General features: G+C 69.9%; 10 protein-coding genes and 1 tRNA gene. 1 reads left to right on the forward strand and 10 read right to left on the reverse strand.

The window, feature by feature from the left end; translation table 11 throughout:
- Positions 1 to 18 precede the first annotated feature (18 nt).
- The 9 genes from ALMP_RS19940 to ALMP_RS19980 form a co-directional block, all read right to left on the reverse strand.
- The gene (locus ALMP_RS19940) at positions 19 to 249 is read right to left on the reverse strand and encodes a hypothetical protein (protein ID WP_264930175.1); all 231 of its coding nucleotides are present in this window, start codon (positions 247 to 249) and stop codon (positions 19 to 21) included.
- A 315-nt stretch (positions 250 to 564) separates the two neighbouring features.
- The gene (locus tag ALMP_RS19945) at positions 565 to 945 is read right to left on the reverse strand and encodes a helix-turn-helix domain-containing protein (protein ID WP_167997591.1); all 381 of its coding nucleotides are present in this window, start codon (positions 943 to 945) and stop codon (positions 565 to 567) included.
- 109 nt (positions 946 to 1054) lie between these two features.
- The gene (locus ALMP_RS19950) at positions 1055 to 1600 is read right to left on the reverse strand and encodes a CinA family protein (RefSeq protein WP_264930180.1); all 546 of its coding nucleotides are present in this window, start codon (positions 1598 to 1600) and stop codon (positions 1055 to 1057) included.
- A complete protein-coding gene (pgsA, locus tag ALMP_RS19955) occupies positions 1597 to 2544 on the reverse strand; it encodes a CDP-diacylglycerol--glycerol-3-phosphate 3-phosphatidyltransferase (protein WP_264930182.1) in 948 nt (315 codons plus the stop codon). The genes ALMP_RS19950 and pgsA overlap by 4 nt, the downstream gene beginning before the upstream one ends.
- The gene (gene rimO, locus ALMP_RS19960) at positions 2541 to 4010 is read right to left on the reverse strand and encodes a 30S ribosomal protein S12 methylthiotransferase RimO (protein WP_264930183.1); all 1470 of its coding nucleotides are present in this window, start codon (positions 4008 to 4010) and stop codon (positions 2541 to 2543) included. The genes pgsA and rimO overlap by 4 nt, the downstream gene beginning before the upstream one ends.
- Positions 4011 to 4096: 86 nt before the next feature.
- Positions 4097 to 4927, reverse strand: coding sequence for a helix-turn-helix domain-containing protein (locus ALMP_RS19965; RefSeq protein ID WP_264930185.1), 831 nt, complete (start codon positions 4925 to 4927; stop codon positions 4097 to 4099).
- Between the two features lie 254 nt (positions 4928 to 5181).
- Positions 5182 to 7920: a DNA translocase FtsK gene (locus ALMP_RS19970; protein ID WP_264930187.1), complete on the reverse strand. Its 2739-nt coding sequence runs from the start codon at positions 7918 to 7920 to the stop codon at positions 5182 to 5184.
- A gap of 134 nt (positions 7921 to 8054) precedes the next feature.
- On the reverse strand, positions 8055 to 8744 hold the full coding sequence (locus tag ALMP_RS19975; protein WP_264930189.1) for a two-component system response regulator: 690 nt from the start codon (positions 8742 to 8744) through the stop codon (positions 8055 to 8057).
- A gap of 256 nt (positions 8745 to 9000) precedes the next feature.
- The gene (locus ALMP_RS19980) at positions 9001 to 14466 is read right to left on the reverse strand and encodes a HAMP domain-containing protein (RefSeq protein ID WP_264930190.1); all 5466 of its coding nucleotides are present in this window, start codon (positions 14464 to 14466) and stop codon (positions 9001 to 9003) included.
- 328 nt (positions 14467 to 14794) lie between these two features.
- Here ALMP_RS19980 and ALMP_RS19985 point away from each other — a divergent pair, with 328 nt between their 5' ends.
- A complete protein-coding gene (locus ALMP_RS19985; protein ID WP_264930192.1) occupies positions 14795 to 17533 on the forward strand; it encodes a SpoIIE family protein phosphatase in 2739 nt (912 codons plus the stop codon).
- A gap of 51 nt (positions 17534 to 17584) precedes the next feature.
- On the opposite strand, the gene ALMP_RS19990 is transcribed toward ALMP_RS19985, so the two are convergent.
- Positions 17585 to 17657, reverse strand: a tRNA-Thr gene (locus tag ALMP_RS19990).
- Between the last annotated feature and the right edge of the window lie 332 nt (positions 17658 to 17989).

The following is a 17989-nucleotide window of genomic DNA, read 5'->3' on the forward strand; positions in this document are numbered from 1 at the left end:
CCACCCTCACCGCGCCCCCTACGTCCCCTCCCCCCGCCAAGCGTCCCGCCACCTCCGCGCCCCCACCACCCCGGCCGCATGCCCCTTGCCCACACAGTGCACGGGCAACAGGCTCAGCCCCCACCCCCCGGCCACGACCGCCCCTTCCAGCACTCCGGCCTCGGGGGCCACCGCGAGCCGCGCCACAGCCCACCACCACAGCGCGCCGAGCCCCAGCGCGGCCCCCCGGCGCACTGTCCGACCCGTCACGGCGGCCACCTCCAGCCCGACGCCACAAAGTAGGCCTGCCCTTGCCGGAGCCTCACCCGGCGGACACCGCTGGAGGCACCCCGGCCCCTCCCACCATGACCGCCCCACCCACCACCGGCAACCACACACCCCACCCAATCCCCCCACGGCAGAAACACCCACCCCCCACAATGCGAAAACCCCGACCGCACCCCTCCGCATCCGGAAGGGACCCCGGCCGGGGCCTCGTGGCTCACACCTCAGGTCACCCGTCAGGGTCACCCATCCGTGTAAGCCACCACACGTCGTGGGCTCACGCACTCATCCGCGCGATCCTCACGCGGCGACCACATCCACCGCCTCGGCAGGCGCCTTGATGGTCACCCGCTCCGGTGGCACACCGGTCACCGACACGGAACCCAGCATCGGCCGAACCGGCGTGGGCACAGGCTCGCTGGGGGTGGCGGCAGCAGACTGGGCCAGCTCGGCGAGGGCGAGCTCGTCGCTCACTTCCCGCATGAGCTCGGACATCCGTACGTCCAGCGCGTCGCAGATGGCGGCGAGCAGCTCGGAGGAAGCCTCCTTCTGCCCCCGCTCCACCTCGGAGAGATAGCCGAGTGAGACTCGGGCGGACGAGGAGACTTCGCGCAGAGTACGGCCCTGGCGCTGGCGCTGCCGACGCAGCACGTCACCCAGCAGGCGACGGAGCAGAATCATCGGTGGCTCCCTCCTCGGACCGCGTAGCCGCATCCTTCACGCCCCACCGTACCGCCTCGCGCTGCGGCCGTGCGGGGAGCGATGTCGTGTTCACTCAGGGCTGCAAACATCAAAACCCCCCGTTCTGTTCCGTATCCTGTGCCCGCTCATTCCCGGTCTGTTCGCCCGCAAGCTCTGTCAGAAGCACTGCGAGTACGCTCCGTACACTCTCTCTACGAATTTCCGCGCGGTCGCCGTTCAACCGCAGGGCCTCCACTTTTCCGCCAGGGGCGGAACCGGAATCCGCCCCGAACGGGCCGTCCACCGCGACGAAGACCGTCCCGACGGGCTGCCCGTCCTGGGGCTCGGGGCCCGCGACACCTGTCGTCGCTATGCCCCAGTCCGCGCCTAGTGCCTCACGCACGCCGACCGCCATCTGGGCCGCGACCTGCGCGTCCACCGCTCCACGGGCGGCCAGCAGAGCGGCGTCCACACCGAGCAGTTCATGCTTCAGCGCGGTGGCGTACGCGGTCACCGACCCCCGGAACGCCTTGGACGCCCCGGGCACCGATGTGATCTCCGCCGCAACCAGACCGCCGGTCAGCGACTCGGCCACGGCGAGCGTCTCGCCCCTCACCGTCAGTAGTCGCACCACGTCGGCGGCCGTGGAACTCACGCTTCCGTCTCCTCCGACGCGGCCTTGCGCTCGGCGATCCCCTGCCGGCGCAGCACAATGGCCTGTCTCACATAGTCGAGCCCGGTCACCACGGTCAGGACGACCGCCGCGGCCATCACCCAGAACCTCAGGGTGGCCAGCCATCCCGTGAGCGCCAGGACGTACATCCCGACGGCGACGCCCTGGGTGAGAGTCTTCAGCTTGCCACCGCGGCTCGCCGGGATGACGCCGTACCGGATGACCCAGAAACGCAGCAGCGTCACACCGAGTTCCCGGCCGAGGATCACGATCGTCACCCACCACGGCAGGTCGCCGAGCGCGGAGAGGCAGATCAGGGCTGCCCCCATGATCGCCTTGTCGGCGATGGGGTCGGCGATCTTCCCGAAGTCGGTGACGAGGTTGTACGTCCGCGCCAGGTGCCCGTCGAACAGGTCGGTGATCATGGCGATGGCGAAGGCCGCCCAGGCGAAGGAGCGCCACGCCGGGTCGTAGCCGCCGTCGGCCAGCATCAGCGCGACGAAGCCGGGCACCAGGATCAGCCGGAGCATCGTCAGCAGGTTGGCGATGTTCCAGACGCTCGCCTGATTGACGGCCGCCGCGGCGATCTTCCCGCCGCGCGGCGTCCTGCCACCGCCCGGCACCCCGTCACCACCAGAGCCGGCAGACTCACCACCGGAAGCGGCAGACGCACCACTCGACGGAACGGGCTCACCACTCGACGCGGCAGACCCCCCACCGGAGTCAGCGGACCCCCCACCCGACGCCCCGGAAACGGCGGACGCCTCACCCGACGCCCGGGGAACGCCAGAGGCACCCCCCGACACACCAGGCGCCGAAGACGCACCATCCGATGCCCCAGCAGCAGACGACGCGTCCGATGCGGCCGCCGCCACGCCTTTCGCCGGCGAGGAGCCTCCCGCGGCCGATGCCGGGACACCCGTCATCTGTCCGCCTCCTCACTCCACCCGGCCGAGACCGTCAGGGGCTCGGCCACCAGGTCGACACCCTCCGTACCGACCACCTTCGCCTCGACCATACGACCGACGGCGAGGCCCTCGCCCGGTGTGAGCAGCACCTGGCCGTCCGTCTCGGGCGCCTGGTGCGCGCCGCGGCCGTACACGCCCTCCTCGTCCACCGACTCCACGAGCACGCGCACGCTCTGCCCGACCCGCTCCTCGGCCCGCTGCGAGACGAGTTCCTCGGCGAGGCGGGAGATCCGGGCGAGCCGCTCGGCGACGACGTCCTCGTCGAGCTTGTTGTCGTAGGTCGCGGCCTCGGTGCCCTCCTCGTCGGAGTAGCCGAAGACCCCGATGGCGTCCAGTCGCGCGTGGTTGAGGAACCGCTCCAGCTCGGCCAGGTCGGCCTCGGACTCGCCGGGGAAACCGACGATGAAGTTGGAGCGCACACCCGCCTCGGGAGCCTTGCCGCGGATCGTGTCGAGCAGCTCCAGGAAGCGGTCGGTGTCACCGAAGCGGCGCATCGCGCGCAGCACGTCGGGCGCGGAGTGCTGGAAGGACAGGTCGAAGTAGGGGGCGACCTTCGGGGTCGAGGTCAGCACGTCGATCAGCCCGGGCCGCATCTCGGCGGGCTGGAGGTAGCTGACGCGCACCCGCTCGATGCCGTCGACCTCGGCCAGCTCGGGCAGCAGCGACTCCAGCAGTCGGATGTCGCCGAGGTCCTTGCCGTAGGAGGTGTTGTTCTCGGAGACCAGCATGATCTCCTTGACGCCCTGCTCGGCCAGCCACCGCGTCTCGTTCAGCACGTCCGCGGGGCGGCGTGAGATGAAGGAGCCGCGGAAGGAGGGAATGGCGCAGAAGGTGCAGCGCCGGTCGCACCCGGAGGCGAGCTTGACCGAGGCGACCGGGGAGCCGTCCAGACGGCGGCGCAGCGGCGCTCGGGGGCCGGAGGCCGGAGCGAGGCCTTCCGGAAGATCCTGGGGCCCGTGGCCCGGCAGCGCGACCGCGGCGGCCGATTCCTGCCGCTGAGCGGGGCTGATCGGCAGCAGCTTGCGCCGGTCGCGGGGGGTGTGGGAGGCGTGGATCCCGCCGGACAGGATGGTCTGGAGGCGGTCGGAGATGTCGGTGTAGTCGTCGAAGCCGAGCACGCCGTCGGCCTCCGGGAGGGCCTCGGCGAGATCCTTGCCGTACCGCTCGGCCATGCAGCCCACCGCCACCACGGCCTGCGTTCTGCCGTGTCCCTTGAGGTCGTTGGCCTCCAGGAGGGCGTCGACGGAGTCCTTCTTGGCGGCGTCGACGAAACCACAGGTGTTGACCACGGCGACGTCCGCGTCCGCGGCGTCCTCCACGAGCTGCCAGCCGTCCGCCTCCAAACGGCCTGCGAGCTCCTCCGAGTCCACCTCGTTACGGGCGCAGCCAAGGGTGACAAGTGCGACGGTACGGCGTTCAGGCATGGGCTCAAGACTACTTTGTCTGACTGACACCCCCTGTCGACGGGGTTGGCGATCTTCGCCGACCCCGTCCACCGGGACGTCGAGCGTCACCCGGCCTGCGGGTCGCCCTTGGTGTACGTCAGCCGCTCCACCGAGCCCGGCTGGAAGTCGTCCTCGATCTTCTTGCCGTTGACGTGGAGCTGGATGGCCCCGGCGTCGCCGAGGACGAGGTTGATCTTCTCGCTGTCCTGGAAGGTCTTGGTGTCGCCCTGCTTGAGCAGTCCGTCGAACAGCAGCCGGCCGTTGTGGTCCTTGGCGGAGATCCAGCTCTTGCCGTCGGCGGCGCTGACCTGGACGGTCACCTTGTCCTGGGGCGCGGCTGCGATGGCGCTGTCGGAGGGTTCGGGCGTCTTGTCGGCGGGCTTCTCGGCCTTCGGGGTGGGCGGGGCGCTCGGGCTGGTCGCCGGGGTGCCCTCGGCGACGTCCTGGGTGGTGCCGTCGCCGCCCTTGAAGGCGGTGAAGCCGACGAACCCGATGACGACGACGATCGCGGCGACCATGGCCGCGGTCCAGTTCGGCCCGCGCCGCTCGGGGCGGATGCGTTCCGCCTCGAACAGCGGCGCGGCCGGGGTCGGCGCGGGCCGGCCGCCGTGCGCGGCGTCGTACTGCTCGATCAGCGGGGCGGGGTCGAGGCGGACGGCCCTGGCCAGGGTCCGGATGTGACCGCGCGCGTAGACGTCGCCGCCGCAGGCCGCGAAGTCGTCCGCCTCGATGGCGTGCACGATGGCGATGCGGACCCGGGTGGCGGTACTGACGTCGTCGACGGTCAGCCCGGCCGCGATGCGCGCCTGCTGCAAGGCGCGGCCGATGGAGGGGCGGGCTTCCTCGGAGACGTCTTCGAACGGACGCTCGTCTTCAGGGGAGTTGCCGATGGACACGGGGGCGCCTTTCGAGCGTGTAGCCACCTGTGCTGGAGGTTCAGTCTAGGGGGGGTGCGAAAGGGAGGGGCAACCGGACGGTGGGACTTTGTACGCCATCGGTATGGCCGGACACGCCGATGACGGGCCAGGTACGACCCCATGGTGGACCCGTACCTGTACTATCGCTCAACTTGACGTACGCCAAAGGGAAACGGTTGCCCGTCGCTCTCTAACGGGTGAGTCACGGCCGTCCGCCGCCCCCACGGGCACGTCTACCCTTCAGACTCCCCGCGGATCACGGCGAGCACGCCGTCCAGGTCGTCGGGCTTCACGAGAACGTCACGCGCCTTCGACCCTTCGCTCGGTCCGACGATGCCCCGGGACTCCATGAGGTCCATCAGCCGTCCGGCCTTGGCGAAGCCCACCCGCAGCTTGCGCTGGAGCATGGACGTCGACCCGAACTGCGTGGAGACGACCAGTTCGGCCGCCTGGCACAGCAGGTCGAGGTCGTCGCCGATGTCCTCGTCGATCTCCTTCTTCTGCTTGCTGCCCACGGTGACGTCGTCCCGGAAGACGGGCGCCATCTGGTCCTTGCAGTGCTGCACGACGGCCGCGACCTCGGTCTCGGTGACGAACGCGCCCTGCATTCGGGTGGGTTTGTTCGCCCCCATCGGCAGGAACAGCCCGTCACCCTTGCCGATCAGCTTCTCCGCGCCCGGCTGGTCGAGGATGACCCGCGAGTCGGCGAGCGAGGAGGTGGCGAACGCGAGCCGCGAGGGCACGTTCGCCTTGATCAGGCCGGTGACGACGTCGACGGAGGGCCGCTGCGTGGCGAGCACCAGATGGATACCGGCCGCACGCGCGAGCTGTGTGATCCGCACGATCGCGTCCTCGACGTCCCGGGGCGCCACCATCATCAGGTCGGCCAGCTCGTCGACGATCACCAGCAGATAGGGGTAGGGCTGGAGCTCCCGCTCACTGCCCTCCGGCGGCTTGACCTTCCCCTCCCGCACCGCGCGGTTGAAGTCGTCGATGTGCCGGTACCCGTACGCCGCCAGGTCGTCATACCTGAGGTCCATCTCCCGTACGACCCACTGGAGCGCCTCGGCGGCCCGCTTGGGGTTGGTGATGATCGGCGTGATCAGGTGCGGGATGCCCTCGTAGGCGGTCAGCTCGACGCGCTTGGGGTCGACGAGGATCATCCGGACGTCCTCGGGGGTCGCCCGCATCATGACCGAGGTGATCAGACAGTTGATGCAGGACGACTTGCCGGAGCCGGTGGCGCCGGCCACCAGCATGTGCGGCATCTTCGCCAGCGAGTGCATGACATAGCCGCCCTCGACGTCCTTGCCGAAGGCGACCAGCATCGGGTCGTCGTCCTCCGCGGACTCCGCGAGCCGCAGCACGTCACCGAGGTTGACCATCTCCCGGTCGGTGTTCGGGATCTCGATGCCGACCGCCGACTTCCCGGGGATCGGCGAGATGATCCGCACGTCCGGGCTGGCGACGGCGTACGCGATGTTCTTCGTCAGCGCGGTGATCCGCTCCACCTTCACTGCGGGGCCCAGCTCGACCTCGTAGCGCGTGACCGTCGGGCCGCGGGTGAAGCCGGTGACGGCCGCGTCGACCTTGAACTCGGTGAAGACGGTCGTCAGGGAGGCGACGACGGCGTCGTTGGCCGCGCTGCGCGCCTTGCCGGGCCCTCCGCGCGTGAGCAGGTCGAGCGACGGCAGTGCGTAGGTGATGTCGCCGGACAGCTGGAGCTGCTCGGCGCGCGGCGGCAGCTCGCGCGGCTGCTCGGGAGCGGCCTTGGTCAGGTCGGGCACCACGCCGGAGTCCTTGAGCTTCTCCTGCTCGGGACGCGCGGCCGGGGCCGGGACAGGCGTCGGCGTGGTCGGCTCGCGGTCGCCCACCCGTACGCCTTGCGTGAGGTCGGCGACGATCGGAGAGGGCGGCATACCGTGCAGGACGGCCCCGTCCAGGTCGGCCGCGGCGGCGGCCGCGATGTCCACGGCGTCCGGCTGGCGGTCCATCGCCGGCTGCGGCACCGAAGAGCGTCGGGGCCGGCCGCGCCGCTGCGAGAGCGCCTCCTGCTCGGCGCCGTCGGGGTCGTACGCCTGGGGGGCGCCGGAGCGCCGCCGGGGGCGCGCGGGCAGCCCCTCGCGCCACTGCTCGTCATAACGCGCGTCGTCGTCGCTGAACTCGTCGTACGCGTCCGCCTCGGGGTCGTGCAGCACACCGAGGCGGACCCCGAGCTGCCGCAGCCGCTGCGGGATGGCGTTGACGGGCGTGGCCGTGACCACCAGCAGCCCGAAGACCGTCAGCAGGACGAGCAGGGGTACGGCGAGGACCTCACCCATGGCGTACGTCAGCGGGGTCGCCGCGCTCCAGCCGATGAGGCCGCCGGCGTCCCTTATCGCCTGCATGCCGTCGCTGCGGGCGGGCGAGCCGCACGCGATGTGGACCTGCCCGAGCACGCCGATGACCAGCGCGGACAGGCCGATCACGATACGACCGTTGGCCTCGGGTTTCTCCGGGTGCCGGATGAAGCGGACGGCGATGACCGCGACCAGGATCGGCACCAGCAGGTCGAGGCGGCCGAAGGAGCCGGTCACCAGGATCTCGACGAGGTCGCCGACCGGTCCGCGCAGATCGGCCCAGGTGCCCGCGGCGACGATCAGCGCGATGCCGAGCAGCAGCAGCGCGACACCGTCCTTGCGGTGGGCGGGGTCGAGGTTCTTGGCGCCGTTCCCTATCCCGCGGAACACCGCGCCCACAGCGTGGGCCAGACCCAGCCAGACGGCGCGTACGAGCCGGTACACGCCCCCGGTGGGATTGGGTGCCGGCTTGGGTGCGGGCTTCTTGGCCGCGGCCTTCTTGGCGGCTGCCTTCTTCGCGGGCGCCTTCTTGGCCGGGGGCTTCTTCGCGGCGGCCTTCTTCGCCGGAGCCTTCGCGGGAGCGGCCGCCTTCTTGGCGGGCTGCTTCTTGGCTGCGGAGGGACGTGAGGCCATGGGTGTGAGGTTACCGGTGGAGACGACAGGGGACACGTGTGCCCACCGCTTCACCCGTTCGTGTCGTCCTTGCCGGGGTGTGAAGCTGACGCGCGCTCACGCGCAACGTCCGGCGCCGCACGCGTCAGTTGGGTTCAGTTCTGCGACGGCACCGACGCCGCGCCACCGCCCGCGCCCGGTTCCAGCGCGTCCAGCGCCCGCCGCAGGCCGGTGAGTTTGCGCTCCAGGTGCGCCGCCGTGGCCACCGCGGCCGCGTCCGCCGACTCGTCGTCGAGCTGCTTGGACAGGGCCTCGGCCTGCTCCTCGACGGCCGCGAGCCGCGCGGACAGTTCGGCGAGCAGCCCGGCCGCCTCCTTGGCACCGCCACCGGACGCCGTCCTGCCCCCGCCGCCCTCCAACTGGAGCCGCAGCAGGGCCGCCTGCTCCCGCAGCTGGCAGTTCTTCATGTACAGCTCGACGAAGACCGAGACCTTCGCGCGCAGCACCCAGGGGTCGAACGGCTTGGAGATGTAGTCCACGGCGCCCGCCGCGTATCCGCGGAAGGTGTGATGCGGGCCGTGGTTGATCGCCGTGAGGAAGATGATCGGGATGTCCCGCGTCCGTTCTCGCCGCTTGATGTGCGCGGCCGTTTCGAAACCGTCCATTCCTGGCATCTGGACGTCCAGCAGAATGACCGCGAAGTCGTCCGTCAGCAGTGCTTTGAGCGCCTCTTCCCCGGACGATGCCCGCACCAGCGTCTGATCGAGCGCCGAGAGGATCGCCTCCAGCGCCAGCAGATTCTCCGGCCGGTCATCGACCAGGAGGATCTTGGCCTTCTGCACCATGGCCCGCCCTCCTCGCCCCGGCAGTGCACCGGGCGCCGCCCCTGGGGACGACTCCTTTGCGCCGCCCTTCCTTGTGCCGGTCATGGTAGCCGCACCCCGACCGTCGCCACACCCTGTCACCGCGATGTCACTGTGCACATAGCAGGAACGCGGCACGAGACCAGAAGGTTCCCCGAATCCCGCCCCGCTACACGGCGATGGCCACCCTGAGTCAGCAACTTCTCCGACCTGCCGATGGTTCCCGTCACCACGCTCGTCACGCCCCCCTCATCCACTGTTCCATCACCGACAGCAGATGATCGGGATCGACCGGCTTGGTGACGTAGTCGGAGGCGCCCGACTCGATCGCCTTCTCCCGGTCGCCCTTCATCGCCTTCGCGGTCAGCGCGATGATCGGCAGCCCGGAGAACTGCGGCATCCGCCGGATCGCCGTCGTCGTCGCGTACCCGTCCATCTCCGGCATCATGATGTCCATCAGGACGACCGCGACGTCGTCGTGCTGCTCCAGCACCTCGATGCCCTCACGGCCGTTCTCCGCGTACAGCACCGACAGACCGTGCTGCTCCAGCACGCTGGTCAGCGCGAACACGTTGCGGATGTCGTCGTCGACGATCAGCACCTTCTCGCCGCCGAAGCGGATACCCCGGTGCGCCTGCGCCTGCACCTCGTGGCCCACGGGCCCCCACTGGTCCGGCTGCCCGACACGCGCCTCCCCGCCGGCCACCGAACGCCGCCGCCGCCTGAAGAGCGCCGCCGGACCGTTCTGCGTCTCCTGGTACGACTTCACCTCGGCCGGCGTCTCGATCTCCGCCTCGGACAGCTCCGCCCCCTCCCCCGTCCCGTTCTCGGACGCCAGGAGCTCACCGGCCTCCAGCGCGGACATGGCCTGCTGGTAGCCCTGCGGCGGCAGCTCGCTCGGATGCAGCGGCAGATACAGCGTGAACGTCGACCCGCGCCCAGGCTCGCTCTGCGCGTGGATCTCACCGCCCAGCAGCTGCGCGATCTCCCGCGAGATGGACAGCCCGAGGCCGGTACCGCCGTACTTGCGGCTGGTGGTGCCGTCGGCCTGCTTGAACGCCTCGAAGATGACCCGCATCTTGCTGGCCGCGATACCGATCCCGGTGTCGGTCACCGAGAACGCGATCAGCGGAGCGTCCGCGTCGGCCAGCGAACCGGCCTCCAGCAGCTGCTCCCGGATCGCCACCGGCACATCCGCCCCGGCCGGCCGGATCACCAGCTCCACCGACCCGGAGTCGGTGAACTTCACCGCGTTCGACAACAGGTTGCGCAGCACCTGCAACAGCCGCTGCTCGTCGGTGTGCAGCGTGGCAGGCAGCTCCGGCGACACCCGCACCGACAGGTCGAGCCCCTTCTCCGCGGTCAGCGGACGGAAGGTGGCCTCCACGTAGTCGACGAGCTGGACGAGCGCGATGCGCGTCGGGGAGACGTCCATCTTGCCCGCCTCGACCTTCGACAGGTCGAGGATGTCGTTGATGAGCTGGAGCAGGTCGGAGCCGGCGCCGTGGATGGTCTCGGCGAACTCCACCTGCTTCGGCGAGAGGTTGCCCTCCGCGTTGTCCGCGAGCAGCTTGGCCAGGATCAGCAGCGAGTTCAGCGGCGTCCGCAGCTCGTGCGACATGTTGGCGAGGAACTCGCTCTTGTAGCGCATCGACACCGCGAGCTGCTCGGCGCGCTCCTCCAGGACCTGCCGCGCCTCCTCGATCTCGGTGTTCTTCACCTCGATGTCGCGGTTCTGCCGGGCCAGCAGCTCGGCCTTCTCCTCCAGTTCGGCGTTGGACGCCTGAAGGGCCTTCTGCCGCTGCTCCAACTCCGCCGACCGCTCCCGCAGCTGCTCGGTCAGCTCCTGCGACTGCTTCAGCAGCTGCTCCGTCTTGGTGTTGACGGAGATCGTGTTGACGCTCGTCGCGATCATCTCGGCGAGCTGGTTGAGGAAGTCCTTCTGGATCTGCGTGAACGGCGTGAACGACGCCAGCTCGATCACGCCGAGCACCTTGCCCTCGAACAGCACCGGCAACACGATCACCTGCGCGGGCGGCGCCTCGCCGAGCCCCGAGGAGATCTTCAGATAGCCGCTCGGCGCGTTGGAGACGAGGATCGTCCGCTTCTCCTCGGCGGCTGTCCCGACCAGCGCCTCACCCGGCCGGAACGACGTCGGCATCGACCCCATCGAGTAGCCATACGAGCCCAGCATCCGCAGCTCGTACTGGTCGCCGCTGCCGTCGGCCGGCGGCATCGCCAGGAAGAACGCGCCGTGCTGCGCGGCGACCAGAGGCGGCAGCTCGCTCATGATCAGCGAGGCCACGTCCTCCAGATCGCGTCGGCCCTGCATCAACGCGGACACGCGCGCGAGGTTGCCCTTCAGCCAGTCCTGCTCCTTGTTGGCGATCGTGGTGTCGCGCAGGTTGGCGATCATCTTGTTGATGTAGTCCTGGAGTTCCTGGATCTCACCGGACGCGTCCACGTCGATCTTCAGGTTCAGGTCACCGCGGGTCACCGCGGTCGCCACGCGCGCGATGGCACGCACCTGCCGGGTCAGGTTCCCGGCCATCTCGTTCACCGACTCGGTGAGGTCGCGCCAGGTGCCGTCGACGTCACGCACGCGTGCCTGCCCGCCGAGCTGCCCCTCGGTGCCCACCTCGCGGGCCACCCGGGTGACCTCCTCGGCGAACGACGACAGCTGATCGACCATCGTGTTGATCGTCGTCTTCAGCTCCAGGATCTCGCCGCGCGCGTCGATGTCGATCTTCTTCGTCAGGTCACCCTTGGCGATGGCCGTCGTCACCATGGCGATGTTGCGCACCTGACCGGTCAGGTTGGACGCCATCTGGTTCACCGACTCGGTGAGGTCCTTCCACGTGCCCGCCACACCCGGCACATGCGCCTGACCGCCCAGGATGCCGTCCGTGCCCACCTCACGGGCCACCTTGGTGACCTGGTCGGCGAACGAACTCAGCGTCTTCACCATCGTGTTGAACGTGTCGGCGAGCTGCGCGACCTCACCGCGCGCCTCGATCGTCACCGTCCGTGTCAGATCGCCGTTGGCGACGGCCGCGGCAACCTGGGAGATGTTCCGCACCTGAACGGTGAGGTTCTTCGCCATCAGGTTGACGTTGTCGTTGAGGTCCTTCCAGATGCCCGTGACACCCGGAACGTGCGCCTGGCCGCCCAGGATGCCCTCCGTGCCCACCTCACGGGCCACCCGGGTCACCTGCTCGGCGAACGAGGACAGCTGGTCCACCATCGTGTTGACGGTGGTGACCAGCTCGAGGATCTCGCCCTTGGCGTCGACGGTGATCTTCTTGGACAGGTCGCCCTTGGCGACCGCGGTGGTGACCTCGGCGATCTGGCGCACCTGGATGGTCAGGTTGTTCGCCATGAAGTTCACGGACTGCGTGAGGTCCTTCCAGGTGCCGGAGACACCCTGCACCTCGGCCTGCCCGCCGAGGATGCCCTCGGTGCCCACCTCACGGGCCACACGCGTGACCTCCTGCGCGAACGACGACAGCTGGTCGACCATCGTGTTCAGCGTGTTCTTCAGCTCCAGGATCTCCCCGCGCGCGTCCACGGTGATCTTCTGGGAGAGGTCACCGCGCGCCACCGCGGTCGCGACCTGCGCGATGTTGCGCACCTGCGCGGTGAGGTTGCCGGCCATGCCGTTCACCGAGTCCGTCAGGTCCCGCCACACACCGGCCACACCGGGCACCTGCGCCTGACCGCCCAGCCGGCCCTCGGTACCCACGTCCCGCGCCACCCGGGTCACCTGGTCGGCGAAGGCGGAGAGCTGGTCGACCATCGTGTTGATGGTGTTCTTCAGCTCGAGGATCTCCCCGCGCGCGTCGACGTCGATCTTCTGTGACAGGTCACCCCGGGCGACCGCCGTCGTCACCTGCGCGATGTTGCGCACCTGCGAGGTGAGGTTCCCCGCCATCGAGTTGACGGAGTCGGTCAGCTCCTTCCACGTGCCCGACACACCGTCCACCCGGGCCTGACCGCCCAGCCGGCCCTCGGTACCCACGTCCCGCGCCATCCGCGTCACCTGATCGGCGAACGACGACAGCTGGTCCACCATCGTGTTCACGGTGTTCTTCAGCTTGAGCATCTCGCCGGAGACGTCGACGGTGACCTTCTGCGACAGATCACCGTTGGCCACCGCCGTCGTGACCTGGGCGATGTTCCTCACCTGTCCGGTGAGATTCCTGAACGCCGTGTTGACGGAGTCCGTGAGGTCCTTCCACGTCCCCGCCGCGCCCGACACCTGGGCCTGACCGCCCAGCTCACCCTCGACACCGATCTCCCGCGCCACGCGCGTGACCTCGGCACCGAAGGCCGACAGCTGGTCGACCATCCCGTTGACGGTGTTCTTCAGCTCCAGCATCTCGCCGGCCACGTCCACCGTGACCTTCTGCGACAGATCACCGTTGGCCACCGCCGTCGTCACGGCGGCGATGTCCCGCACCTGCGTCGTCAGGTTCCGGAAGACGGTGTTCACCGAATCGGTGAGGTCCTTCCACGTCCCCGCCGCACCCGGCACATTCGCCTGACCGCCGAGCCGCCCCTCGCCACCGACCTCGTTGGCCACCCGCGTGACCTCGTCCGCGAAGATCCGCAGCGTCTCGGTCATCTGGTTGATCGTCTCGGCGAGCTGCGCGACCTCACCGCGCGCCGGCACGGTCACCTTCCGCGACAGATCACCGTTGGCGACCGCCGTCGTCACCTCCGCGATTCCCCGCACCTGGGCCGTCAGGTTCCCGGCCATGGTGTTCACGGAATCGGTCAGTTCCTTCCACACCCCGTCGACGCCGGACACCTGCGCCTGACCGCCCAGGATGCCCTCGGTGCCCACCTCACGGGCCACACGCGTCACTTCGGAGGAGAACGCGGAGAGCTGGTCCACCATCGTGTTGACGGTGTTCTTCAGCTCCAGCATCTCGCCCTCGACATGCACGGTGACCTTCCGCGACAGATCGCCCTTGGCGACCGCCGTCGTCACCAGCGCGATGTCCCGCACCTGAGCGGTCAACCGCTCCGCCATCGTGTTGACGGACTCCGTCAGGTCCTTCCACGAACCGGACATACCGCGCACCTGGGCCTGACCGCCCAGCTTGCCCTCGGTCCCCACCTCGCTGGCCACCCGCGTGACCTCGTCGGTGAACGTCGACAACTGGTCGACCAGGTTGTTCACCGTCCGCCCGACCTTCAGGAACTCCCCGCGCAGCGGATGCCCCGCCCCCTCCGGCGTGTGCGTCCGCAGCTCCATCCGGGGCGACAGATCACCCTCCGCCACCGCCGACAGCACCCGCCCGACCTCGGAAACAGGCCGTACGAGGTCGTCGACCAGCGCGTTCGAGTTGTCGATGGCGGTCGCCCAGGACCCCTCGCAGGCGCCCGTCTCCAGCCGTTCCGTGAGTTTTCCCTCACGCCCGACCATGCGCCGAACTCGCGACAACTCACCCGTGAGGTGGAGATTGCGGTCCGCCACCTCGTTGAAAACCGCCGCGATCTCCGACATCACGCCGTCACCGGATACGGTGAGCCGCTTGCGGAAGTTCCCGTCCCGCATGGACACGAGCGCTGCCAGCAGCCGGTTAAGGGCCGCCGTGTCGACCACGGTGGTCCCGCCCCGTGAGGTGCGCTGCCTGCTCAGGGACTGGCCGCCTTTCGCGCGCGCCTTCGTGCCCCGCGTCGCTGCGCCAGACTCCACTTGTCCCTCCCACAGGGATCGACCGTCCTATTGCCCGATGTAATCAGGCAGGCCCGGGGGGCTGCTGCCCGCCGTACACATAAGACACCCAGTCTGCCCGGACCTTCACATGAAGACTGCCCAGTGTTTCACCCTCGCCGAACTCGGCCATAACAGTTCGGCAGCGCGCACACACGGTCCGCACACCCTGGGGGCGGAAACACCGCTGACCGGCATCCGTACGGACGGGGAAGGTAAGTAACCTTGCATGCGGCTGTCCAGCCGCACCGGTCCGTCCGGCCTGGGCGGTGGCACGAGCACGAGCGGGCATCGGAGGGCGGCCGCACACATGACCACCGGACTGATCCCAGGGGGCCAGCCCCCGGAGCCCCGGCCGAGCGGCACGCTGCCGCAGCAGCGGCGCGAGCAGGAGGGCCGGGGAGCCCTGCACGTCGACAACCGGCCGAGGAGTTCTGTGATCACCGCGCGCGCGGCTGCCAGCTTCGAGCCCGTCGGGCGATCGGTCGCGACCGCCCGCTCCTTCGTCCGCGACACCCTCCAGGGCTGGGGGTTCGCCGACATCGTCGACGACGCCGTGGTCCTCACCAGCGAACTGGTGACCAACGCCGTGGTCCACGCGGGCACCCACGCCGACGTCCTGTGCCTGCGCACCGGCGACGGCGTACGCATCGAGGTCTCCGACCGCTACCCCGAGCGCGAGATCCCCCTCCAGGGCCACCCCTCCACCATGGGCAGCCCCGACCGCGAGGGCGGCCGCGGCCTCCAGCTGTGCGCGGCCATCGCCGGCCGCTGGGGCGTCGATTACACGCCCACGCACAAGCAGGTGTGGTTCCAACTCGACCTGCCCGACCGCCCGGTGGGCACCCGCGCGGCCGGCCCGTCGCTGCCCGCGGACCTTCTCCCGCTCGCCGACAGCCGCGTCCGCGTCGCCGTCGTCCAGATCGACCGCACGGGCGCCATCTCCGCCTGGAACGAGGACGCCGAGGAACTCTTCGGCTATCCGGCCGACCAGGTCACCGGCAAGCCCCTCACCGACCTCGCCGCCTGGCCGCACACTCCCGGTACCAGCACCGGCATCGCCGAGGCACTCCAACTCTCCCGCTGGGAGGGCAGTTACGGCATCCGCGGCGCCAACGGCCGGGTGACCCCGGTGTACGCCTCCCACCTCCGCGTCCGCGACACCGACGGCGACCCCTCCACGGTCTGCCTCCTCGTCCGCGACCACGAACGGGCGGTCCTGCAGACGCCGTTGCGCCTCCCCGCCTCCGACGCGGCCCCGGCCGGCGACGGCCAGAGCACCGACCCGTTCGAGGTGTTCATCGGCTCCCCGGCCCCTGACGACCTCGACGGCCTCCTCCAGCGCACGGTGGAACGCGCCCGCGACATGCTCGACGGCGACTCCGCTTTCCTGCTCCTGGCCACCGACGACGAGACGGAGTTGGAGGTCCGCGCCTCCACGGGCCTGCCCTCCGCCCGCCAGCGCTTCGCGCGCGTGCCCGTCGAGGCCGGCCCCGGCCGCTACGGCTCGGCCCGTATGCCCGCCGTCCACGACGATCTGCTCGCCGTCCCCGGCGCCGTACCGCTCCTCAGCGGCACCGGCATGCGCTCGGTGGTCACTGTCCCGCTGAAGGTCGAGGGCCGCCTCACCGGCTCCCTCGGCGTCGCGGCCGAGGCCCCCGGCAGATACTCCAACGAGGAGGCTCTGCGCCTCCAGTTCGCCGCCGACCGCATCGCGCTCGCCGTCGAGTCGGCCCGCCTGGGCGAGCTGGAACGTCTGCGCCGCGGCTCCCTCAGTTTCCTCGTCGAAGCCTCCGACCTGCTGGCCGGCACCCTCGACCGCGACCAGACCCTGGCCCTCATGGCTCAGATGACGGTCCCCACGCTCGCCACCTGGTGCGCGGTCTACACGATCGCCGACCAGGCCTCCGACCCGTACCTGTCGTACGTGCTGCACGAGGACGAGGAACTCATCGACGGCATCAAGTCGTTGCTCTCGAAGATCGCCCCGCCGGACCCGGTCCCCACCCCGGGCGCCCGCGTCTGGTCGGCCCCGGGTGAGGCGGCGCACGAGGCGGCCCTGCGCAGTTCCATGCGCAGCCTCGGCCTGACCGGCGGCCCCACCCACCAGGTGACGTCGGGCATCGGCCCCACCCTGGCCACGGCCTCCGCGGTGGGCGGCGAGACCGTCGTCCTCCCCTTGGTCGCCCGCAACCGCGTCATCGGCATGCTGACCCTCGGCAAGCCCACCGACGAGCACTTCCGCCAGGAGATCCTGGAACTGGCCGAGGACCTGAGCCGCCGGGCGGCCCTCGCCCTCGACAACGCCCGCCTCTATTCGGAGCGCACGGCGATCAGCCAGTCCCTCCAGCGCAGCCTGCTGCCCCCGGAACTGCCCGACATCGACGGCGTCGAGGTCGAGGTCATCTACCGCGCGGCCGGCGAGGGCAACGAGGTCGGCGGCGACTTCTACGACGTGTTCCCGATCAGCGACGGCGCCTACGGCTTCGCCATCGGCGATGTCTGCGGCACGGGCCCGAACGCCGCCGCGGTGACGGGCCTCGCCCGCCACGCGCTGCGCCTGCTGGCCCGCGAGGGCCTCAGCGGCCCGGCGGTCCTGGAGCGCCTGAACTCCGCGATCCTCGACGAGGGCGCCCGCAGCCGCTTCCTGACCCTCCTCTACGGCGAGATGCGCCCCCAGGAGGACGGCAGCGCCGAACTGAAGGTGGTCTGCGCCGGCCACCCCCTCCCTCTCCGCCTGCGTCAGGACGGCACGGTCGAACCGGCGGCCGAACCCCAGCCCCTCCTCGGTGTCATGGAGGACCTGGAGCTCTATGAGCAGACGGTGACCCTCGACCCGGGCGACGTCCTGCTCTGTGTCACGGACGGCGTCACCGAGCGCCGCGAGGGCACCCGAATGCTGGGCGACGACGGCCTCGCTGATGTCCTCACGACTTGTACGGGTCTGACGGCCGGCGCGGTCGCGGCCCGCATCATGCGCGCTGTGGAGCGCTTCGCGTCGGACGCGCCGTCCGATGACATGGCGATCCTGGCGATGCGCGTGGCCTGAGGGAGGCATGAAAAACCCCCCGCCCGAATGGGCGGGGGGATTTTTTTGCGGAGCCCCCAAACGGAATCGAACCGTTGACCTTCTCCTTACCATGGAGACGCTCTGCCGACTGAGCTATAGGGGCCTGTCACTTTTCGAGGTTTCCCTCGCGGCAACGGAATAGAGCATACCCCGAACGGGCCCCAGTTCCAAAACCTTCCGGAGACCGGCTGCAACAGGCCTGCGAGCGGGTTGCCCGCGGACCGATCCGCTGCGTGTCTCTCGGTCGGCGACGCGTCCACGGCGCCGTGTCGAGGCAGCTCGACGGTTCCGCGCGCCGGCACGATGACCTCGTCACCGACAACAAAAAAGGGTTGGGCTCCGAACCGAAGTTCAGAGCCCAACCCTCTAAAAGGAGTTCGGCGGCGTCCTACTCTCCCACAGGGTCCCCCCTGCAGTACCATCGGCGCTGTAAGG

Origin of the sequence: Streptomyces sp. A012304 (assembly GCF_026008495.1) — a bacterium.
GTDB lineage: Bacteria > Actinomycetota > Actinomycetes > Streptomycetales > Streptomycetaceae > Streptomyces.